Here is a 22,782-nt window from a genome sequence, read left to right as displayed (position 1 = left end):
TTAACGGATTATTTTTAGATGAATATCCTTTAAGAGATTCTATAAGTATATATACTAAGTAAAGAAAAAATAGGATGCCCATAAAAGCATCCTATTTTTATATCATATAAGTTTATCATAATTTCATTAATTAGGATAAACTAAATTTTTCTCAGTTATATTTAATAAGATATCGTTAAGAAATTTATTTGCTAAATATTTTGCCATTGGTAAATTCATATCTAAATAATTCCCACAATCTTTAGCAGAAGCACCAGGAATATCTCCTTCAAATTCAGCCATAAATTTATATAGTTCTGTAAGTAGAGGAACTATATCTTTAGATTTATAATCACCATGTAAAATTAAATAAAAGCCTGTCCTACATCCCATCGGTCCAAAATAAACTGTTTTATCTGCATAATCTTTATGATTTCTTAAGAATGTAGCAGCTAAGTGCTCTATTGCATGCATCTCTGCTGTATTCATAGTTGGCTCAAAGTTTGGTCTAGTCATTCTAATATCAAAAGTTGTAAGAACTGTATCACCAAACTTATCTTGTCTTGAGACATATACACCAGGAAGTAATTCTAGGTGATTAATTGTAAAACTTGCTATCTTCTCCATTAACGTCACTCCTTAATATAATTTAGAATAAATGCTCAATAATATACTATAATAGTTACATTTATTAGAACCTTATTTAAATTTATTTCTATTAAATTTTAACACTTGTAATTCTTATTATCAATAACATGCTTATATATTAGATGATTGTTCAGAAAACCATAAGAACTATTATATGAAGAAGAACTTATAATTAATAGAGAAAAATATGATACTTTTAAATGACCAAAGATCATATCAGTGATATTATCTTGGTAAAGAATGAAAAACAATAAGTTATAGAAATTATAAATTTAGAATATTATTTGTAGGAATTTGAAAGGAGAAAAAATGAATTATTTAGCGCACATATATCTCGCAGATAATAGCGAAGAAAATATGTTAGGAAATTTCTTAGGGGACTTTGTAAATAAGTCTTTGGAAAATGAATTTGAACAATCCATAAGACAAGGGATTATTATGCATAAAAAGCTTGATACTTTTACGGATTCACATCCAGACTTCATGAGGAGCAGAAAAAGAATTTCAAAAAATAATAGACGCTTGGCAGGTGTATTGATTGATATATTTTATGATCATTTCTTAGCTAAAAATTGGAGGGATTATTCCTCAATATCATTAGAAGATTATGCTGATAATTTTTATAAGATACTTAGAAAGTTTTCTTACTGTCTGCCAGATAAGTTATTAAGAAGGATGAATTATATTATAGAAGAAAACTGGCTCCTTTCCTACAAGGATATACATGGTATTCAAACAGCAGTTGATAGGATTGCTATAAGATTTGCGAATACAAGGCACCCATTAGTAAACCCTATAGAGGAGCTAATTAATAATTATGAAGGTCTTGAAAGTGATTTTAAATGTTTTTATCCTCATGCAATTGATTATTCAAATAAGCTTAAAATAATTCTTTAGTTGTGTGATTCATAGTATTTAGAGTTAACATAGAGTATGCAATATATTTGGAAAGTTAAACCAGTATATTGTATATTTTTTATGTTTAGAATATTATAGCTTATCATAGGAAAACATAATTCTGTTGATATGCTAATCTCTAAAACTAGATGAATTAAAGTGTAATGGTCTTATATTGTTAAACTTATCTATTATGTGTGGAAATCTTCAAAAAAATTAAATATTTTGCTAAAAATATTTAAAAAAATATAAATAATTGAAGAGAAAAAATATAGTATTATATGAAAATCGTGTTATAATATTGCTTGTGAAATATAAAAGGAGGTGCCCTTATGAATAATAAATTGTCCAAAGATGCATATGGCGGTGTAGCTGGTAAGAGCTATGTTCCATACATTTCTAATGGTTCGAAGTCGGGTGGAAACGTTTCAGTTTTGATAATCGGTATTATATTGGCTGTTCTATTTGCAGCATCAACGGCTTACTCAGGAATGAAGTCAGGACTTACAGTCGCTGCTGGTATACCAGGATCTATAATAGGATCTGCGTTTATAGCTGTATTTGCAAAGCAAAAAGGTATACTTGGTAAAAATTTAGTTCAAGGTATGTCAAGTGGTGGAGAATCTGTTGCTAGTGGTGTAATATTCGTATTACCAGCAATTCTTTTAATAGGTTCTAAAGTTAGTTTCATAGAAGGTTTTTCTGTTGGAGCAGCTGGAGTTTTATTTGGTATAGGAATAGCTTCTCTTGTTTACAATTACTTAATTGTTGAAGAACATGGTAAATTAATGTATCCAGAATCAATGGCTATATCTGAAACACTTGTTGCTTCAGAAGGTGCTGGAGAATCAATGAAGTTCATGGGAATTGGTTTTGGAATAGGCGGTATTATAACGGTTATAACAAGTTCATTTTTGAATTTAGTTAACAATGTTATAAGTTATGTAAATGAGTCGTTTTATAAGTGGAAATTCGAAGTTGAAGTTAATCCTCTACTATTAGGAATAGGGTTCATAGTTGGTATGGAGGTTTCTTTAACTATGTTTGCTGGAGCTATACTAGCTAACTTTGGTATTATGCCATTAATAGGATACTTCTCAAGTCTTGGAAAAGACGGAGGATCTGTGTGGAATAATCCTAATGTTGCTATAAATGCTATGCAAGTAAAAGATATAGCTGGTAGCTATGTAAAATATATAGGGGCAGGAATGATGCTTTCTGGTGGTTTAATAGGCGCTATAAAACTTATTCCGACTATAATATCTTCTATAAAAGAAACTCTTAATGCTAAAGCTTCAAATAGTGGAAAGAGTTCATCTGTTGAAAATATGATATTACTTGGTGGTATAATATTAGGATTTGTAGGTGGATTTGTAGCATCTAATGGTAATATAGTAATGGCAATACTTGCTTCTATTTTATCAATGTTTTTATCATTATTATTTGTTATAGTTTCTGGTCGTTTGACTGGTACTATAGGAACTTCAAATCTTCCTGTATCAGGAATGACTATAGCCTCTATAGTTATTGTGACATCATTATTTGTTGTAATGGGATGGAAGAGCCCTGAAAGCAACAAATCACTACTTTTATTTGGGACATTTATTGTTACTGCTATATCAGTAGCAGGCGGTTACTCACAATCTCAAAAGGTTACTTTTGTAATAGGTGGCGATAAAAGAGAAATGGAAAAGTACTTTGCAATAGCTGGAATTTTAGGTGTTGCGGTAGTTGTTGGTACTATATTATTACTTTCAGATCAACTTGCAATAACTGGTGATAATGTTCCGTTTGCATTGCCACAAGCTAACTTAATGTCTACATTAACTGCTGGAATAATGTCAGGCCAATTACCTTGGGTAATGGTAATTGCTGGTGTTGTTATGGGACTTGTTTTATTTATGTTAAACCTTCCTATAATGGCAGTTGCTATAGGATTCTATTTACCTATATCTACAACTACTATAATATTGGCAGGAGCATTGGTACGTCTATTTATAGAAAAGAATTCTAAATCTGAAAAGGAAAAAGAAGCTAAAGTTTCAAATGGTATAAGCTTATCTTCTGGACTAGTTGCTGGAGGCTCTATTCTTGGACTTATAGGAATAATATTCCAAATATCTGGTCTTGTAGGTGGAGCTGAGCCAAGTGGATTTGCTGCTTCTAATGGAATGGCATTTATATTACTAATAATTTTGGTAATAGCAACTGCAATGCCAATTCTAAAGAGTAAGGTAAAAAATGCTGGAAAATAATAAAGATGTTTTAGAGTTAGTATATAAAATATCTGATGATTTAGAGTATGAAGTGGATAAAGATAATATTGTGACTATACTTTTAAAACAAGACCATAAGGTACAAAGGTTCTTTAGAAAACTTAAATTCAGAATTCCACAGTATAAAAAGATTTCTTTAGATGAATATGGAAGCTGGATATTATTGCAGATAGATGGACAGAAAAATGTGAAAGACATAGGAGAAAGTCTAGAAGCAAAATATGGTGATAAGGTTCATCCGCTTTATGAGAGATTATTATTATTTTTAAATCATATTGATGTTAATTGCCACTATATAGAAAAAGTGAATTTTCAAAATTAAATATGATATTTTATTATACTTGTAATAAATTATAATATATAAAATTAAAGCCATAGAGATTTGAGTTTCTCTATGGTTTTAATTTTTTGTATACATTCTAGAAAGGGATAAGTAAATATTTTGAATATTATCATGAAGTTCACGATCTATCACTATATATTGTGACTATGCATCAATGAATAGTGGATTTATTATTTTAGTAATATCAAGCAATTCTGTTTCTTACTTGTTAATATAAAATTGAATATGTTTGAGGCTAAAGAGGTGTGTTAGAATAAAAGACTATTTCTAAATTCTAATTTGACTATAGTTAAAATTTGTATTATATTAAAAGTAGATGGAAAACTTTGATAAATTGGCAATAAAAATTCAAAAGCGTTAACAAATTCATTATTGGGGGACTATAAATGAAAGAAATTAATATGAAATATGGAAGAGATAAAATGAGGGCTTTTATTGAAGAAAAAAATCTTCTGGAGGTAATTGAAAGCAACGATTTTAAGAAGAGTAAGACAGAAGATGAAATTATAGCTGAGGCATTGTATAATCCTATTGACAGCGAAAGACTTAAAGATATTGTACATGAAGGTGAAAAAGTTTGTATAATAATTTCAGATATTACAAGAAGTTGGCAAAAGCCATATAAATTTTTATATAAAATCGTAGAGGAACTAAATGAAGGTGGAGTTAAAGACGAAGATATTATATTTTTATCTGCTCAGGGGACTCATAGAAAACAGACAAGAGAAGAACATGAAATACTTCTCGGAGAAAAGCTATCAAAAAGATTTGAAGTTTACGATCATGATTGCTTCGATGAAGAAAGTATGACATATCTAGGGAATACAAGCTATGGCACTCCTGTTATGTTAAATAAAAAAGCTGTTGAATCTGATCATATAGTTATTACAGGAGCTATAGTCTATCATTTTCTTGTAGGCTGGTCAGGAGGGAAAAAATCTATACTTCCTGGTATTGCATCATTTAAAACAATATCAGCAAACCATTCACTTTCCTTGAATGATGGATTTGGAAGCGGGACAAGAGAGAGTGTGTGCTCAGGCAATATTATAGAAAATCCAGTACATGATGATATGATGCAAGCAGCTGCAATGGTAAAACCAACATTTATGTTTAATGTAGTCATGGGACCTGATGGAAATATAGCAGGTGCGGTTGCTGGAGACTATATAACAGCTCATGAGGCAGGAAGAAAATTGGTGGATAGTATTGATGGTGTCAATATAAGAAGTAAATCAGATATAGTTATTGCAAGTGCGGGAGGGGCACCAAAAGACATAAATCTTTATCAATCAATAAAAACTTTGATAAATGCAAAAGAAGCAGTTGTAGAAGGAGGTACCATTATAGTACTTGCTGAGTGTAGTGAGGGAATTGGAGAAATTAAAGATATTAATGATATGATATTAAATTTTGACAATATGCTTGATAGAGAAAGAGATCTTAGAGAGAATTATACTATCTCAAAATATGTAGGGTACTTCTTCTGCGAAACAGGAGAAAAGTATAAGCTAATTTTGGTCTCAGAAATTGATCATGATTTGCTGAAGAATACAAAAATTATTGTTGTTAGAACGTTAGAGGAGGCACTTAAAATTTCTTATAATAATAATGAAAATAAGAATCTAACTATTAACCTTATGCCTCATGGAGCGACTACACTTCCCAAATTAGTTTAAAATAGTATTGGTCATAAATTGTGAAGTATTTTAATGAAAGCACAACTGTTCTTTATATGGAAGTTAGTGCTTTTTTTCTTTTATGAGACTAAAATCTAATGAATATAAATACTTTGTTAACTAGGAAAACATAAAGGTGAAAAATCAAAATAATATTAATGGAGTAGTTTTTTGAGTAATAAATTTAATAGTGAAATTATAGAAAAAGTAGTGGCGAATCAAAAAATATTCTTATCGTAAAAGTCTGCATTCTTATATAAAATATGCTAACGTATATAAAAATATTTATAAATCTTAACTTAAGTAAATGTGAATATTTTACCAAATTTTTAAGGAGAATAGAAGAATAGAGAAGAAAAACTAATTTAATGTATTATCACAGCATATATGAGGTTTGTTGACGGTTACTAAAAGTGCTATAATTATGTATAACAGGGGATGACAAAGGGGGAAAGGGTTGTAACAACCGACGGTATTATGAAAAATAAGGTTTTAGCACTTATATTAGCAACAGTAATCACTACAAGTAGTTCCATAGCTGCTTTTGCAGCACCTGATAATGCACAGTTGGATGCTTCTAGACAGAAATATGCGGAAATAGAAAATAACATAAAAGATATTGAAAATAAAATTTATGATTTAGATACTCAGATGGAGCCATTACAAGCAACTGTGGATAAAAATAAAATAGAGATAGATAATATTAATAAAATTACTGAGAAGACAAAAAAGGATATTGAGCAATACAAAAAAGACATCAATGATTTAGATCTAGCTTTAGGACAAAGAGTTAAAGTTATGTATGCATCAGGAGATTTGGAATTTAATTATTTAAATTTTGTCGTTAACTCGGATTCAACAACTGAATTTTTTTCGAGATTGCAGGCTGTTAGTAAGATTGTAGGGAAAGACAAGTCTTACATAGAAGATATCAATAACAAGAAAAATGAATTAAATGCTAAAATAAAGTCATTAGACGATAAAAAAGCTGAAATTAGCAAGCTTAACAAAGAAACACAGGATAATTTAAATCAGTTATCACAAAAAAAGAAAGAAGAAGAACAATTAGCTAATCAGGCTAAGGCAGAAAAAAGTAAATTTGATGAACAGTATTTATCACAACTTGAAAGAGACGCTGTAAAGTATCAGTTTGATGTAATTGATAGTTCAAATAGTTCATCAACAGAGATTCAAGGCGCAGTTAACCAGTTAATTAGTATTAGGGATAGTCAAATTAAGAGCCCAATTGTTACTAAGGAAATCAATGATAAAATAGAAAAAGGAAAGACAGCCGCGGCTAAAAAGAAGCAAGAGGAAGAAAGGATTGCTGCAGAAAGTGTAAAGCAATCAGTAGTAGCTTCAAATGTACAATCAAGTGTCCAATCAAAGAGTAGTCAGAAATCAAGTTCATCTGTAGCTGCGCCATCTGGAGGTAGTGCACAAGCAGTTCTTAATGAGGCATATAAGCATTTAGGAGCATCTTATGTATGGGGAGCAACAGGACCAAGTACATTTGATTGTTCAGGATTTACAGAATATGTTTATGAGCATGCTACAGGGATAGATATTTCAAGAACAACTTATACACAGATTGATGTTGGACGACCTGTTAGTGAGGATCAACTTCAACCTGGAGATTTAGTATTCCCTCATGCTGGACATGTTGGAATATATGTTGGAAATGGACAAATGATTCATGCACCACAAACAGGTGATGTTGTTAAGGTTGGTCCAGTATATAACTTTTACGCAGCAAGAAGAATACTTTAAAGAAGCTTTTATAGGGGATTAGAGTATAATATAAAACATAAATCAATTTAGAATATATGATAAGGATAGAAACTTGGTGATTCTATCCTTATTGTTTTTTATTCTCTAGGAACTGTTCATGAAGGCAAAGCCTTAACAAATTATAATGAAAATATTGGGGAGCACAATACTGAACTTGACCACAGTAGTCTAGGATTGGTTTATGCTGATATAAATTATTTTAATGGATACGTAAAAAATTATATATTTAAGCCAGATTAATGGGAGGGGATTGATATGAGAGTAAACTACAAATATTTATACATTTTCATAGTTTTATTTTTAATAGAAGTCTATATTGGAGCTTTTATACATGATAATATAATTAGACCTTTTATTGGAGATGTATTAGTTGTATGCTTAATTTATTTTTTTATAGGAGTGTTTACTAAGAAGGTTTCACCAATATATGTTTTCATATTTGCTTGCTTAATTGAGATAGGCCAGTATTTTAATTTGGTTTCTCTTTTGCACATGGAAGATTTTAAAATAGCTAAAATAATTATTGGATCAACTTTTGATTTTTGTGATATCATTTCATATTTAATAGGAACAATTCTTATATTTATATATAAAGCCATAGAAAAAAATAAGCTGTAAAAATTAAATAAATATTTTAAAGAAAAAATATAACTGCCCACTAAATTGTGGACAGTTATATTTAAATATTTAATTAATTCAATAATGTTATTTTGGAGTTCTTTTTAAAGTTGTATGGTCATATTTTCCTATAAATAGAGGTACCTTTTCAACATCAACATCACTATTCTCAAGGCCAAACCATTTGGTTGGAGAAACAGTATATCTTTTTATGAATAATTTTGATTTAAGTATCAATTCTTCCCAGAAATTTAAAGCTGTCTCATACGAAAGCTGCTCTTGAATTAAAAGAAAACGGAAATCTCCGACTTTTCTATCTGGCATAGTTGTATAGTTTCTAGATTGAATCTTTATTTCACCATTTTCAACTAACTCAGTTGAAATTTGTCGTAGAAAGACATTCAATTTTTGTTCTACTCTAAATCCAAGTCTTATTTGAACCCTTACAATATATAATGTTCCTAAAGTATCTACTGAATATTCTGCTACATAAGGCTCATCAGTAACAGCAATATTAACAAACCAATAAACATCTGCTTTTTTAGGTCTTTTGTCTAAAATAGAATACATTATTTTTCTTTCGATTTGTTCAGGATCATGGCTGCTAGTTAAACATACAAGGTTAGTTGTATACTTAGGACGGTCACTATCTTGGCGTAATTGATTAAGTTGGGTTTTATAATTTTCAATTGGGACATGTTCTAATAAACGCATCTTGATATAATAGCCTTTAATCCAAATATACATAACGCTTAAGATTGCAAGAGCAATTAAAGCAGCAATAAATCCTCCGTGAGTAAATTTAATGATATTTGCAATGAAGAAAGAAAACTCAAATGCACTAAAGAAAACAAGGATTAATACAGCAGCAATGAGCGGTGTTTTTTTCTTCAATAAGTAATTAAATAAAAGAATAGTAGTCATTAACATAGTAACAGTAATCGATAATCCGTAAGCTGCTTCCATTCTTGCAGAGTTTCCAAAGTATAGAACAATTCCGATACAGACAATCCATAAAAATTTATTGATGGAAGGTATGTAAAGTTGTCCTTTAGTGCTAGATGGATACATAATATGTAATCTTGGAAATAAATTAAGCTTAATTGCTTCAGAAACAAGGGTAAAAGAACCTGAAATTAGCGCTTGTGAAGCAATAATTGCCGCTAAAGTTGAAATTATTATACCAAAAATTAAAAAAGAAGGTGGAATCAATTGGAAAAATGGATTTAAACCTTCCATATTTGTAAAAGTGGGATTATGTCTAGCTGATAATAACCAGGCTCCTTGGCCAAAGTAGTTCAATAGTAAACATATCTTAACAAATGGCCAAGAACCATAAATATTATATTTACCAACATGCCCAAGATCTGAGTAAAGAGCTTCGGCACCTGTTGTTGCTAAAAATATGCTACCAAGTATAAAGAAACCTGCTTTATTTTCACTGCTAAAAAGAGTGTTAATTGCATAATATGGAGATAGGGCACGCAATAATGTCCAATTGTGGGAAATACCGATAATTCCCCATATAGCTAATACAGAGAACCAGACAAACATTATTGGACCAAACATTTTTCCAATCAAATCAGTCCCAAAGTGCTGAATGAAGAAAAGAGCACTTAATATTATTATTACAATCGTAACAATATCAACTTGACTTCCTAAAACAGCACTAAAACTTGGAATTAAATCTAATCCTTCAATTGCTGAAGTTACAGTTACAGCAGGAGTTAGCGTTCCGTCAGCCAGCAATGCTGATCCACCAATCATTGCTGGAATGATAAGCCATTTTGCACGATTTCTAACCAAGGTAAATAGTGAAAAGATTCCACCCTCACCATTATTATCTGCATTTAAAGTTATAAGGACATATTTTATTGTTGTTAAAATTGTAATTGTCCAAAAAATTAGAGATAATGATCCAAGAATAAAGTTTTCAGATATATTCTTCAAGCCACCATTACCTTCAATAATTGACTTCATTACATAAAGTGGTGAAGTTCCAATATCTCCGTAAACTACACCTAGTGCTATAAGTATTCCTCCAGCACTCAGTTTTGCAACATCTCCATGTTTCGTAGTTGATTTCAAATTAATCATCCTTTACATCAAATATAGTTATATATAATTCCTAAAATTAAAAAAATGAAATTTAAATACTTGTCTAATTTACTTTTAATATGTAAAGTAGGTAAATTAATAATTATTTTAAGAATAATTATTATAATAACATTGTTAAAAAATATTAGTCAAACCATTAAAAATTAGATAATACAGTGAATAGTGCCAAATCCATAGGATTTTAGCCCTTATATGAGGATTTAGACTAATATTGATAAGAAGCTAATAATAAGTTGTTCGCTTATGAGTTTAGTATGCTGCAAGCATAATAAATATATTTATAGAAATAATAAAAACGAAATAATTTGTTACAGAAATTTATATCTATAAAAATAATTTACCCAATTTTTAAAAATAAATCAGAGTTCGGGGAGATAAATTTATGAAGAATAAGCCTTATGATAAAAGAAACAGTATTAGTAGTTTAGGAAGTGATTTGACTACAGCAATTCAGAATTTCCACTATTCTGGGGAAGAAATTAAAAAAATTAGTAATAAAAAGGATAATAAAATTGAGAGATAAGTGATTTTCTTTGAAACTGTTTTGGTTAAAAACTTATATATATTGCAAAAATAATAATTCATTATAATTCTAAAAATATTGAAAGGATTTTAGCCGTAATTGTGAATTTTGAATTGCAACATATATATTTAGAGAAAATTAGCTTAAATAATTCTTTAGAAAGGAGAATTTAACTAATGAGTAGAAATAGTGAAGGCAATAAATTTAAGAATATTATGAGTGTTGGAAATTTCACTAAACATGCAGTAGAAAATTTCGAAGAAAATATAGTAAATCAAAGAAACTATTTAGAAAAGGTTAAGGAAAATGAAAAATCTAGAGAAAAAGAATAGTTCTAATTACGAGGTGAGAACATGGAAAATATACTAGGTTATTATTTAATGCCACATCCACCAATAATTATACCAGACATAGGTAAAGGTGAAGAAAAGAAAATACAGGAAACAAGCTTAGCATGTAATAAAATAGGGAGAGAAGTAGCAGATATTAAACCAGATACGATAATAATTATAACACCTCATGCCACAATGTTTTCTGATGCAATAGCCATATCAGATGAGGAAAAAATTTCGGGAGATTTAAGCCAATTTAGATGTACAAACATAAAGATGGATATTCCTATAGATAAGGAGTTTAATATTAAACTTGGCACCGCATGTCATGTAGAGGGAATTCCGTCAGTCCTTGTAGATTCAGAATTATTACGTAGATACAATGTTAATTATGAATTAGATCATGGAAGTATAGTACCACTATATTTCATTAATAAATATTATAACGATTATAAATTGGTTCATATTACTTATTCAATGATAGGGGATATCAATTTATATAAATTTGGTATGGAGATAAAAAATGTGGCAGAAAAATTAAATAGGAAAGCTGTTATTATAGCAAGTGGAGACCTTTCGCATAAACTTAAAGAGGAAGGACCATATTCATATTCACCATATGGAGAACTATTTGACAAAGCTCTTCTGGGTAACCTTGAAAAAGGAGATGTTTTAGGAGCTTTTAATATGAATAGAACTATGATTAGTGAGGCTGGACAATGTGGGTTAAATTCAGTTTATATACTTCTTGGAGCAATGGAAGGTAAAGAAATAAAAGGAGAGCTCTTATCGTATCAGGGAACTTTTGGAGTGGGATATGGAGTAATGAAACTTAGTAGACAGCAGCAAGATAGAAACTATTTAGACGAGCTAACAAAATATAAGGAAGAAAAACTCAAAGCAAAGCTAGATGAGAGCAATACCTATGTAAAACTTGCAAGAGAAAATTTAAATCATTATTTTTCTCACGGAAAAAGTATAGAAGATAGTTCTAATTTGCCAAAAGAACTCTTAAATGAAAGACACGGTGTTTTTGTATCTTTAAAGAAGTTTGGTAATCTTAGGGGATGTATAGGAACAATTGCACCAACAACAGGTTCTGTGGGTGAAGAAATAATAAGAAATTCTATAGAAGCAGCTATGAGCGATCCAAGATTTCCAGAAGTTTCAGAAGATGAAATGGATGATATTGATATATCTGTAGATGTTCTCATGGATTCGGAACCATGTAATAAGGAAGATTTAGATCCTAAAAAATATGGAGTCATTGTTTCTTTAGGAATGAGAAGAGGGTTATTGCTTCCGGATCTTGAAGGTGTGAATACTGTAGATGAACAATTACAAATTGCATGTGATAAGGCAAATATAGATTTTGACGAGGATTATAAGATAGAAAGATTTGAAGTTGTAAGATATAAGGAAGGATAGACAATAAATCTATTTAAAGTTAAAGATTTTAATAGTAGAGTTTTAAAAATCAAAGATATTTATGAATAACTTATGCTTTATTTAAAGAAGGTGATAAAGAGTGGAAAAAAAAATACCGTTTTATGAGGAAGTTAAGGATAAAGTGATATGTAGGATATGTCCACATAATTGTTTAATAGATGAAGATAAGTTTGGAATTTGTGGAGTTAGAACGTTGAAATCTAAAGTCCCTATTGCCATAAATTATGGAGAAGTAACTTCAATGGGAGTTGATCCCATTGAGAAGAAACCCTTATATCATTTCAAACCATCAAAAGATATTTTATCAATTGGAAGCTTTGGGTGTAATATGACTTGTAGCTTTTGCCAAAATTATGAGATATCCCAGGGAAAGCCACAAACCCAATATATAAGCGTTGAAAAACTAATAGGCATTATTCCAACCATAGAAAACAATATTGGTATTGCATTTACTTATAATGAACCTTTCATGTGGTATGAATATATGTATGATGCTGCAAAGGGCATAAAAGAGAATAATACTGATACAAGTGTTGTGGTTGTTACTAATGGCTATATTAATGAAGAGCCGCTTAAGAAGCTCCTTCCTTATGTAGATGCTATGAATATAGACTTAAAAGGATATACAAATAGATACTATAATAATATTTGTGGTGCAAAACTTGAGCCTGTTCTAGAAACTATAAAAAGGTGCAGTGAATACTGTCATGTGGAAATTACCACTTTACTTGTCAGTGAAGAAAACGATTCTTTAGAGGAATCAAGGCAAATAGCTGAATTTATAGCTAGTGTTGATGAAAATATACCTCTTCATTTAAGCAGATATTTTCCAAGATATAAGATGGAGAATAAGGCTACCAAAATAGAAAAGATAACTGAAGCTCAAAATGAAGCAAAGAAATACTTGAAACATGTATATGTAGGAAATGTTCAAGGAGTGGATAATAATACTTATTGTGATAATTGCAATGAACTTCTTATTGAGAGGAATGGTTATTCAACTAATGTATTTATAAAAGACAATAAGTGCCAAAAATGTGGTGAGGAAATAAACATAATATTGTAAAATAAGATTTAAACTTTAAATTAATGATTATAGAAATCGTAGCAGGAGAATTTAAAGCTCCTGCTTTAATTATTATCTGCTAGTAACTGTAAATGGATTGAATTTGATGGCACCATTATATTGATAAGGATAAAATTGCTTTAAGTGAGAAAGGTAATTTATCCATTGAGAAGTTAATGCCCTATAAACTCTGCAAATATCGCCTTTTATGTGATTAGAGTCATCTTTTGTCAGTGTTTTATATTGTAAAAATACTATTTCATCTCTTAAATGCATTAGAGACATAAGTAAATCGGCAAAGGTTTCATGCTCTAATATATTCTCATTACTTATAAGGTTAGATAAAATATCTCTACTTCCGAGAACTAGTTTTTCAAGCCTAGGATAATTAATTTTTTCAAAGGCTATTATGTGTTCATAAGATTTTAGTTTATTATTAGAAGTTTTTAAGTCTGTAAAATCTAGATTTAAATATTGTATATTCGCATCACCAGCTACTATTATTTCCAATAGAGTAAAACCAATATCACTAAAAAATAATCCGACTAACATATTTAATTTACTTAAGCGTTCAAGTTTAGTACGTCTTTCTACAAGTTTATCAAATACTAGGGTTACGACTAATATATTTATAGGGATAAAACAGAGACTCATAAAAGAGTAATAAATCGTGTTTTCCAATTGACCAAATACTAAATAGTGAATAAAAAACATTATGAATGATAATAAAATTAAAATAAATGAAACTAATAAATAATGTGTAATATTTTTCATAATTGCTCCTTTAATATTAGAATTTATATAGATAACAATAGCATGTCTGACAAGTTAAGACAATTATATTTCAATATTAGAATAATAATTGCTTGATTGTACTATTGTGTCATATATTGGATTTGAATTGAGTTATATGATAAAATTTATAAATATTATATTTTGTCTACAATACATGTAGATGAACATCGGAGGTAAGATAATGAGTGAGAATGAGTTTGAGCAGTTTTTACATACCAACATACCAATTACAGAAGCTATGGGCATAAGTGTTACAGAGTTTACTAAGTCGAGAGTTATACTTGCTGCTAAATTAAAACCTAATATAAATGATAAATTAACAGCGTTTGGAGGAAGTATAAATACTTTGATGACAATATGCGGATGGTCTATGGTTTTTGTAAATATTAAAGAAATTGATCCAAAGGCTCAGATAGTAATTAAAAAAAGTAATATAAATTATAGAGCTCCTATACGTGAAGATTTTACTGCAGAATGTGAAATTTTGGGAGATGAAACAAGAAGAGAATTTCTCGAAACATACACGAAACATAACAAGAGTAGATTAGATCTTAAGGTTGTTATTAAAAATAAGGAAACTGTTTTTGCAGAGTACGAGGGGCAATATGTTATATTTAAATAGAATAATTAGGGCTAAATTTACAAGTATAAATAGATTTATTATGGAGGATAAATAATGGGAATAAAAGCTATGCACCATGTGTGCATCCAAACCAATAGTTACAAAGAATCACTTGAATTCTATAAAAATATTCTTGGGTTTGAGATTTTGGAAGAGACAAAGAATTTCCATACTAGAGATTATAATACATGGTTAAAACTAGGAACGTTCATGATTGAGTTACAAACCAGCAAGAAGGGAGAAGATCTTTCTAAGTGGAATAAGTTAAGCGAAGGAATAGTGCATATGTGCTTTTTAGTGGATAATGTTCAAGAAGAATTTAATAGGATTAAAAGTTTAGGTTATAACAATTTTAGGGTTAAAAATAATGAAGTGATATATAAAGTTGAGGATAGTTTCTTATTTAAACTAAAGGCTCCTGAGGGCACAGAAATTGAATTTAGAGATAAAAATGAAATATAGATTGCATTTATCATCTTTATTTGAAGAGATTGATAGCAAACGCTAACTTATATTCATATCTTACCTAAGAATAATAGTTTTAGGTGGTATGAATGAAAAAAAGCTTTGGGACAGTTTTAAATTGTATTGACGGAAGGACTCAGATTCCAGTAATAAATTGGATAAAAGAAAATTTTAATGTGGAGTATGTGGATTTAATAACTGAGCCTGGCATTGACAAGATAGTGTCAGAAGGGAATCCGTTTTATTCAAGTAGATTAAAAGATAAGATTAATATTTCAGTTAAGGCTCATAAATCCAAAATAATTGGATTGGTAGGTCATTATGACTGTGCTGCGAATCCAGTGGATGCTGAGGTGCATTATAGGCAAATAGAAGAAGCCACAAATTTGATTAAAAATTGGAATTTTTCGGTTGATACAATAGTTGGTTTATGGGTGGATGAGTTTTGGGAAGTACATGTCGTTAGCTTGTATAAAAGAATTTAAATATAGAACATATATAAATTAGGAGCAGATGTTACTTAATCTGCTCCTGTTTTTGATGCACAAATATATTCAGTACAAAGATATTTAAGATATAACAAGTATAAACTAAAAAGTGTATACAAAAAATTATCAATATATTAATGTATCCTTTTTGAATTTTATAGGCGACTTAAGCAGAAATTACAAAGTATATTTTTAGTGCCTTAGAAGAAAATATATTTTGTTATCAATAAAATAATAAAGGAGGAAACAAAAATGGAAGCAACTATGACCAGACATTCAAATTCATTAATATCAGAAGGAAATCCAATGCAATATTGCATTGATGCTTGCAGTAAATGTGTGCAAATATGTGAGGAATGCTTAAATTTATGTTTACAACATAGTGATGCTAGAGATAGGATGTATTGTATTAAATCACTTCAAGATTGTGCTGAAATTTGCTCTACAACAGCTTGTTTTATTTCAAGAGGAAGCGGTCATATAAGAGAAATAGCTACTGTATGTGCTGCCGTATGTGAAAGCTGTGCAAAAGAATGCGGAAGATTCAATGATGGACATTGTCAAACTTGTGCTGATGTATGTAGTCAATGTGCTAGCGAATGTAGGCACGTATTAAATATGTAAGGCATTGTTTGATTTAAGTTACTGCTTGTTTTAAACATAAAAGTTTGGAAAGTATTAAAAATCGCTATTTTAAAGTTGAATAGCGATTTTTAATACTTTTGATAATTAGGAGTGATGTATTTTTTACTAGATTAAAAACAGACAAATTATGTTTTTAGTTTCTTTATGTAGATTTTAAAAGAAAATTAACATTTAATAAGATAAAATTGATGGAATATATATTGACAATAAAAGAATGTTCATTTATTATAGAAATATAATAATAGAGGTGTTTAAATGAGAAGGAAAGACGATGAAAAGCAAAAGAACATAAAGGAAGCAGTTATTAAATTAATTCTTAAAGAAGGCTTTCACGGTACGTCTATTTCGAAGATAGCAAAAGAAGCAGGGGTATCACCTGCTACAGTATATATTTATTATGAAAATAAAGAAGTCATGTTACAAGACATATATCTTGAATATTCTGAAGATATTTTTGATTACATACTCAGTAAACTTAACAATAAGATGAATGGTCAGCAAGTTATTGAAATTATTGTTAAAGAGTATTTTATTTATATTAGGGAGCATGGAGAAGTCTTTCATTTCGTAGATCAATTTGCTAATTGTCCAGCTTTATCAAATCAATGCTTGACTAAGAGGGGAATAAATAACCTAAATAATTTTCTTGATGAAATGAAAGAAAGAAAAGTTTTTAAAAATCTTCAAAATGATAATTTAAAAGCAATACTTTTTTATCCAGTAAAATCAATTGCTATTAATTCATGTATTGATGAAAATGAAAAAATTGAGTTGCTAAAGGAACTCATTAGAATAGTGCAAGAGGCATTACTTATATAATTAAAAGGACTGTTTTTAGTGCGAGAGATTTTGTGAAATATAATTGCAGAAGTATCTCGCTATTGCTTAACTAATCTTTAAATGAATGCTCGTTTAAGAATGTTCTAATAGGAAGGATGATTATTATGATAAATTTAGATAATAAAAATAATATAGGAAGAGTAATTCCTGTGTCAGATATAGTGTTATTACCTGGAATGTACCATACACTAAAATTTAATAAATTTAGTGAAATTCAAGTTGAAAGTTTATCAGATGAAGATATAGTTAATATTGCATTACCTTTAAAACAAAACTTTGGTCAAAGTAAGTTAAAGGAAGAAGATTTTCATAGAGTTGGTGTTACATTTCAAGTAAATGCAATTGAAAAAACAGAAAAGGGATATAAAGCAGAAATTAAAATATTAGATAGAGTTGAAATTAAAACATTTAGTATTGAGGAAGATTTTATTAAAGCTGAATTCGAATTTGCACCCGATATTATTGATCTTACAGAAAAAAGTAAGGACGAAATGGTAGAGTATATTAAAAAAGTCACTCGTGAAATTAGTGAGAATTTTAAAGGATCAGAAAAGTTTATGTTGGCTGTAGAAGGTCAAAAAGATTTGAATAAGCTTATGGGTTATTTATCTCATTTCATGCAAATTTCAAATGAGGAAAAATATGATTTGTTGGAAACTCAATCATTAAAGGATAGAGGCCTTAAATTTATAGATTATTTATTAAAACAAAAAGAATCTTTAAAATTACAATTTGAATTAGCAGAAAGATTCACAGAAAAAGCTAATAAGAATTATAGGGAAACAGTATTAAGAGAGCAGTTAAAAGCTATTCAAGAAGAATTAAATGAAGGAAAAAGCTCAGCTTCTAAAAAGGACAAGAACTACTTAAATAGAATTGAAGAGGCACAAATGCCTGATGAAATAAAAGAAGTTGCTTTAGAGGAACTAGAAAAATTAGAAAGCCAAAGTCCAAATAGTGCTGAATACAATGTGATTAAAAACTACTTAGAATTATTAATTCAGCTTCCTTGGAAAAAACAAGAATTTAAGGACATTGATTTAGAAGAAGCAAGAAGAATATTAGATGAGCAGCATTATGGATTAGAAAAAGTTAAAGATAGAATAATACAACATTTAGCAGTTATGCAGCTTAAAAATGATAAAAAGGGTTCTATTCTATTATTAGTAGGTCCTCCAGGAGTAGGTAAGACAAGCTTAGGAAAGAGTATTGCAGAAGCCTTAAACAGAAAATATGTAAGATTAAGTTTAGGCGGAGTTCGTGACGAGGCTGAAATAAGAGGGCATAGAAGAACTTATGTAGGTGCAATGCCAGGAAGAATTATTCAAAGTATAAAGAAAGCAGGAGAAATAAATCCAGTTATGGTTTTAGATGAAGTAGATAAGTTAATGGCTAGCTATAATGGAGATCCAGCAAGTGCATTATTAGAAGTATTAGACCCAGAACAAAATGATACTTTTACTGATCACTATTTAGATGTACCTTATGATTTATCTAATGTATTCTTTATTGCTACAGCGAACTCTCTAGATACTATACCAAGGCCTTTATTAGATAGGATGGAAGTAATTCAAATTTCTAGTTATACTATGAATGAGAAATTCCATATAGGAAAGAATCATTTAATTCCATCGGTTCTTGAAGATCATGGATTAAATAGTAGTCAGCTTGTTATAGAAGATGAAGCTTTAGAAAGAATTATAAGTGAATATACTTTAGAAGCTGGAGTAAGAGGCCTTAAGAAGCAAATAGCGACTCTTGCAAGAGTTACATCAGAAAAGATTGTATCTAATAAGGTGGAATTACCTTTTAAAGTTAAAGAAGATGATTTAGAGGACTTATTAGGAAGAAAGGTTTCAAGTCATGATAAGGCTCAAGATGATAATGTCCCAGGAGTTGTAACTGGACTAGCGTGGACATCTGTAGGTGGAGAAATACTTTTCATAGAAGCGACAGGAATGCTAGGAAGTGGACAAATTGTCTTAACTGGACAGCTAGGAGATGTTATGAAAGAATCTGCGCAAATCTCTTTAAGTTTATTAAAATCAAGATTGCCAATTAATGCTATAAACTTTAGAGAAAGAGATATTCATATTCACGTTCCATCAGGATCTGTTCCTAAGGATGGACCATCAGCAGGAATTGCATTATTTACTGCACTTGCATCACTTGTTACAGGCATAAAAGTGGATTCAAAACTTGCAATGACAGGAGAAATAACTCTAAGAGGAGCTGTTCTTCCAATAGGAGGACTTAAAGAAAAGTTATTAGGAGCTCAAAGAGCTGGAATTACAAAAGTACTAATTCCAAAGGATAATGTAGTTGATTTAAATGAGGTTCCACAAGAAGTTAAGGAACAATTAACTATTATAGCTGTAGAAACAGTAGAAGATGTTTTAAGAGAAACTTTGGGGATTTCATTACCAAGAATAGAGCATATATTTAATCCTAATAAATTTATTGAAGGAACCTTCAAGCCAGCAGAAGAATAAGAAATATTAAGAGATGTTGTGAAAAATACTTATTGACAAGTAGAAGAAGCAACATCTCTTCTTGTTTTTTACAAGAACGGAAATATAAAAATTTCTAGTCGTAAAAAGTAATGATACTAATTGATTATAAGTATCAATGCTCAAAGCTGGCTTTTTGTTAAATCAATAATTTTATGATTTAACAATACTATTTAAAATCATGCCTATTACTATTAGTACTATGCCTGCTAGTCCAACAAATGTTGGACACTTATCGTGAAATATAAATACTCCACCTATAAGAGTAAATATTACTTCTCCGGATTGTGTTGATTCTACAACGGCTAATTTATGCGTATCATTACTTACTATGTCAGTTGCTTTAAAAAAAAGTATTGTGGCAATAATTCCTGAAAAAATAGCAACGACTAAGGATTGAAGTATTTGTCCTTTACTTGGCATACCAGCAGATAATACCCCGAATATTGATATTAATATCCAAAAGGGCATACTACATAAAGTCATTCCGAATACTCTCTGAAAGGTATTAAATTTATCATCGCAGATTTCCATCATCTTGCGATTACCAAGTGGGTAAGCAAATGCAGCTAGAATAACGGGAATAACTACAGAGATTATTTCTGAAAAAGAGACATTTTTTGATTGTTCAAACTGCATTAAAAATATACCTAGTAATATTAAAGAGGACATTAACAGGGATTTTTTCGGAAGTGTATTTCTTACTTTGCATATTCCAGCAGGTGTTTTAATATTTTTAAAAAATAATGGAGACATAAGAGCACCAGCAATTATAGTTAATTGCCAAGTTCCAGCAACTAGCCATGATGCACCATATGCAGATGCAAAGCTTAAAGGAGCGTAAAATAATCCAAAGCCTATTGTGCTCCAAGTAATCCATTGAATAGGTTTATTAATTATATCATTTAATACAGGATTTAATTGTCTATTTATAATCATAATAATAAGCAAGAGTGGCAACATAAAGATATATCGAAGTGATGAACTCCATAAAAAGCTTCCGCCAGAAATATTCATTTGTTGATTTAATATAAATGTGAATGCAAAGAAAAATGATGCTGCGACTCCTAATAGAAATGCTTTTGCCATTTAAAAGACTCCTTATCTAAAATATTTGAAATTAAGTTGTGAATCTAATTAGTAAGATATGTTATATTATATACGGGAATAATATTTTGTGCAATATATTATTTATGTATATGTTATAACATACAATACTTTCGAGCAAAGGAGTAGAATATGAGAAATTTAAATTCGATTATTGGAAGCAAATTAAAGGAAATCAGAAATAAGAGAGAATTAAGTTTGGATGAAGCAGCAAAATTGACTGGAGTTAGTAAAGCTATGTTAGGTCAAATAGAGAGAGGACAATCAAATCCGACAGTATCGACTTTATGGAAAATTTCAACTGGATTAAAGGTATCATTTTCCTTTTTTATTGATGAAGAGCAGGATGAATTAGAGATAGTGGATCAAAATAATATTGATCCGATTATAGAAGACGATGCCAGAATGAAGTTATATCCCATATTTCCTTTTGATGCAAATAGAGGTTTTGAAATTTTCACTATTGAATTAGAACCAGGGTGCAATCATGTATCTACTCCACATAGTGATGGTGTTGAAGAATATATTATAGTAACTCAAGGTGAAGTAGAGATAGATATTGATGATCAAAAGTATTCATTACAAAAAGGTAATTCTATTAAATTCGTAGCTAATATATCCCATAAATATAGAAATGTGAGTAGAGAAAAAGCAATATTTCAAAATATAATATTTTATTTCAGGTAATGGAATATCATATGATCAAAATTGTTTCGATGAGAAAAATATACAATAGGTAAGTTGCATTTTAAGATTGCAAATGCTATCTTACCTATATTAGAGTGAAATGCTATAATATAGAATTAGATAATAAGAATTAGATTTTATTCAAAGGATAAAAATGAAGCGAAAGAGGTTGATTGAAGTATGGGAAAATTAAGAGTAATAGGAATAGGGCCTGGAAGCATTGAGAATATGAGCTTGAGAGCATTAAAGGCCATTGAAGATAGTGATGTTGTCGTAGGATATAACAAATATATTGACATGATAAAAGACTTAGTTAAAGATAAAGAGTTATATTCGACAGGAATGAAAGGTGAAGAAGCTAGATGCAAGGAAGCTTTAAATTTATGTAAAGATAAGAATGTTGCATTAATAAGTACTGGAGATGCAGGTATTTATGGAATGGCTGGATTGATACTTGAACTTAAAAAAGATGAGGATGTGGAGATAATTCCAGGTATTACTGCAAGTAGTGCAGCAGGTTCTGTAGTTGGGGCGCCTCTTATGCATGATAATTGCAATATTAGCTTAAGTGACCTAATGACACCTTATGAAGATATAAAGAAGAGAGTAAAACTTGCAGCAGAAGGAGACTTTGTAATATCTTTATATAATCCTAAAAGTAAAGGAAGACCTGACTATTTAAGAGAGTGTATTGATATAATAAGAGAGTTTAGAACGGATAGCACTCCAGTGGCAGTAGTAAGACATGCACTTAGAGAAGGGCAAAGTTATAAATTATTTACTATCAAAGATTTTGATGAAGATATAGTAGATATGATGTCTATTGTAATAGTAGGAAATTCAAAAAGTTATTATAAAGATGAAAGCTTTATAACACCTAGAGGTTATGAAAATAAAAGATAGA

General features: G+C 29.8%; 22 protein-coding genes. 18 read left to right on the top strand and 4 right to left on the bottom strand.

Annotation, left to right across the window (positions count from 1 at the left end):
* Positions 1-126 precede the first annotated feature (126 nt).
* Entirely contained in the window at positions 127-606 is a 480-nt protein-coding gene (locus L3B96_RS01010; protein WP_026889258.1) for an S-ribosylhomocysteine lyase, read from the bottom strand.
* Between the two features lie 330 nt (positions 607-936).
* On the opposite strand from L3B96_RS01010, the gene L3B96_RS01005 reads away from it, so the two are divergent.
* The 6 genes from L3B96_RS01005 to L3B96_RS00980 all read left to right on the top strand — a co-directional run bounded on the left by L3B96_RS01005 (position 937) and on the right by L3B96_RS00980 (position 8,231).
* Positions 937-1,524, top strand: coding sequence for an ACP phosphodiesterase (locus L3B96_RS01005; protein ID WP_238858601.1), 588 nt, complete (start codon positions 937-939; stop codon positions 1,522-1,524).
* A 332-nt stretch (positions 1,525-1,856) separates the two neighbouring features.
* Positions 1,857-3,779 carry an oligopeptide transporter, OPT family gene (locus L3B96_RS01000; protein WP_238858600.1) on the top strand — a complete coding sequence of 641 codons (1,923 nt, stop codon included), beginning with the start codon at positions 1,857-1,859 and terminating at the stop codon, positions 3,777-3,779.
* Positions 3,766-4,122, top strand: coding sequence for a PqqD family protein (locus tag L3B96_RS00995; protein WP_238858599.1), 357 nt, complete (start codon positions 3,766-3,768; stop codon positions 4,120-4,122). The genes L3B96_RS01000 and L3B96_RS00995 overlap by 14 nt, the downstream gene beginning before the upstream one ends.
* Before the next feature lie 407 nt (positions 4,123-4,529).
* Positions 4,530-5,822 (top strand): nickel-dependent lactate racemase, encoded by a 1,293-nt coding sequence (larA, locus tag L3B96_RS00990; protein WP_238858598.1) that lies wholly within the window; start codon positions 4,530-4,532, stop codon positions 5,820-5,822.
* A 477-nt stretch (positions 5,823-6,299) separates the two neighbouring features.
* A complete protein-coding gene (locus L3B96_RS00985) occupies positions 6,300-7,592 on the top strand; it encodes a C40 family peptidase (RefSeq protein WP_238858597.1) in 1,293 nt (430 codons plus the stop codon).
* A gap of 276 nt (positions 7,593-7,868) precedes the next feature.
* Positions 7,869-8,231, top strand: a complete 363-nt coding sequence (locus tag L3B96_RS00980) for a DUF2809 domain-containing protein (protein WP_238858596.1) — start codon at positions 7,869-7,871, stop codon at positions 8,229-8,231.
* An 87-nt stretch (positions 8,232-8,318) separates the two neighbouring features.
* Here L3B96_RS00980 and L3B96_RS00975 read toward each other — a convergent pair whose 3' ends face one another.
* Positions 8,319-10,319 (bottom strand): KUP/HAK/KT family potassium transporter, encoded by a 2,001-nt coding sequence (locus tag L3B96_RS00975; protein ID WP_343073036.1) that lies wholly within the window; start codon positions 10,317-10,319, stop codon positions 8,319-8,321.
* Between the two features lie 412 nt (positions 10,320-10,731).
* Here L3B96_RS00975 and L3B96_RS00970 point away from each other — a divergent pair, with 412 nt between their 5' ends.
* The 4 genes from L3B96_RS00970 (at position 10,732) to amrS (ending at position 13,719) form a co-directional block, all read left to right on the top strand.
* A complete protein-coding gene (locus L3B96_RS00970; protein ID WP_171788706.1) occupies positions 10,732-10,872 on the top strand; it encodes a hypothetical protein in 141 nt (46 codons plus the stop codon).
* A gap of 176 nt (positions 10,873-11,048) precedes the next feature.
* A complete protein-coding gene (locus L3B96_RS00965; protein ID WP_170816419.1) occupies positions 11,049-11,204 on the top strand; it encodes a hypothetical protein in 156 nt (51 codons plus the stop codon).
* A 21-nt stretch (positions 11,205-11,225) separates the two neighbouring features.
* On the top strand, positions 11,226-12,632 hold the full coding sequence (gene amrA, locus L3B96_RS00960) for an AmmeMemoRadiSam system protein A (protein WP_238858594.1): 1,407 nt from the start codon (positions 11,226-11,228) through the stop codon (positions 12,630-12,632).
* A gap of 100 nt (positions 12,633-12,732) precedes the next feature.
* A complete protein-coding gene (gene amrS, locus L3B96_RS00955) occupies positions 12,733-13,719 on the top strand; it encodes an AmmeMemoRadiSam system radical SAM enzyme (RefSeq protein WP_238858593.1) in 987 nt (328 codons plus the stop codon).
* Between the two features lie 72 nt (positions 13,720-13,791).
* Here the strand turns inward: amrS and L3B96_RS00950 are convergent, their stop codons facing one another.
* Positions 13,792-14,493, bottom strand: a complete 702-nt coding sequence (locus tag L3B96_RS00950) for a hypothetical protein (protein WP_238858592.1) — start codon at positions 14,491-14,493, stop codon at positions 13,792-13,794.
* A gap of 202 nt (positions 14,494-14,695) precedes the next feature.
* Here L3B96_RS00950 and L3B96_RS00945 point away from each other — a divergent pair, with 202 nt between their 5' ends.
* From L3B96_RS00945 to lon, 6 genes are all read left to right on the top strand, one after another.
* Positions 14,696-15,136, top strand: coding sequence for a YiiD C-terminal domain-containing protein (locus L3B96_RS00945; RefSeq protein ID WP_077830324.1), 441 nt, complete (start codon positions 14,696-14,698; stop codon positions 15,134-15,136).
* 54 nt (positions 15,137-15,190) lie between these two features.
* Positions 15,191-15,598 carry a VOC family protein gene (locus L3B96_RS00940; RefSeq protein ID WP_238858591.1) on the top strand — a complete coding sequence of 136 codons (408 nt, stop codon included), beginning with the start codon at positions 15,191-15,193 and terminating at the stop codon, positions 15,596-15,598.
* A gap of 92 nt (positions 15,599-15,690) precedes the next feature.
* Positions 15,691-16,086 (top strand): carbonic anhydrase, encoded by a 396-nt coding sequence (locus L3B96_RS00935; protein WP_238858590.1) that lies wholly within the window; start codon positions 15,691-15,693, stop codon positions 16,084-16,086.
* A gap of 255 nt (positions 16,087-16,341) precedes the next feature.
* Positions 16,342-16,713 carry a four-helix bundle copper-binding protein gene (locus tag L3B96_RS00930; RefSeq protein WP_238858589.1) on the top strand — a complete coding sequence of 124 codons (372 nt, stop codon included), beginning with the start codon at positions 16,342-16,344 and terminating at the stop codon, positions 16,711-16,713.
* A 276-nt stretch (positions 16,714-16,989) separates the two neighbouring features.
* On the top strand, positions 16,990-17,553 hold the full coding sequence (locus L3B96_RS00925; RefSeq protein WP_236895187.1) for a TetR/AcrR family transcriptional regulator: 564 nt from the start codon (positions 16,990-16,992) through the stop codon (positions 17,551-17,553).
* A gap of 125 nt (positions 17,554-17,678) precedes the next feature.
* Positions 17,679-20,066, top strand: coding sequence for an endopeptidase La (gene lon, locus L3B96_RS00920; RefSeq protein WP_238858588.1), 2,388 nt, complete (start codon positions 17,679-17,681; stop codon positions 20,064-20,066).
* A 171-nt stretch (positions 20,067-20,237) separates the two neighbouring features.
* Here the strand turns inward: lon and L3B96_RS00915 are convergent, their stop codons facing one another.
* Positions 20,238-21,173, bottom strand: coding sequence for a multidrug resistance efflux transporter family protein (locus tag L3B96_RS00915; protein ID WP_238858587.1), 936 nt, complete (start codon positions 21,171-21,173; stop codon positions 20,238-20,240).
* Positions 21,174-21,323: 150 nt separating this feature from the next.
* Here L3B96_RS00915 and L3B96_RS00910 point away from each other — a divergent pair, with 150 nt between their 5' ends.
* Both L3B96_RS00910 and cobJ read left to right on the top strand, forming a co-directional pair.
* Positions 21,324-21,878, top strand: coding sequence for an XRE family transcriptional regulator (locus tag L3B96_RS00910; RefSeq protein ID WP_023976665.1), 555 nt, complete (start codon positions 21,324-21,326; stop codon positions 21,876-21,878).
* A 180-nt stretch (positions 21,879-22,058) separates the two neighbouring features.
* The gene (gene cobJ / locus L3B96_RS00905) at positions 22,059-22,781 is read left to right on the top strand and encodes a precorrin-3B C(17)-methyltransferase (RefSeq protein WP_023976664.1); all 723 of its coding nucleotides are present in this window, start codon (positions 22,059-22,061) and stop codon (positions 22,779-22,781) included.
* The last annotated feature ends 1 nt before the right edge of the window (position 22,782 follow it).

The sequence above is a fragment of the Clostridium sp. YIM B02569 genome (assembly GCF_022320765.1).
Taxonomy (GTDB): Bacteria; Bacillota; Clostridia; order Clostridiales; family Clostridiaceae; genus Clostridium; species Clostridium beijerinckii.
Note: the sequence above shows the minus strand (reverse complement) of the source record. Positions and strands in the feature narration are given on the sequence as shown.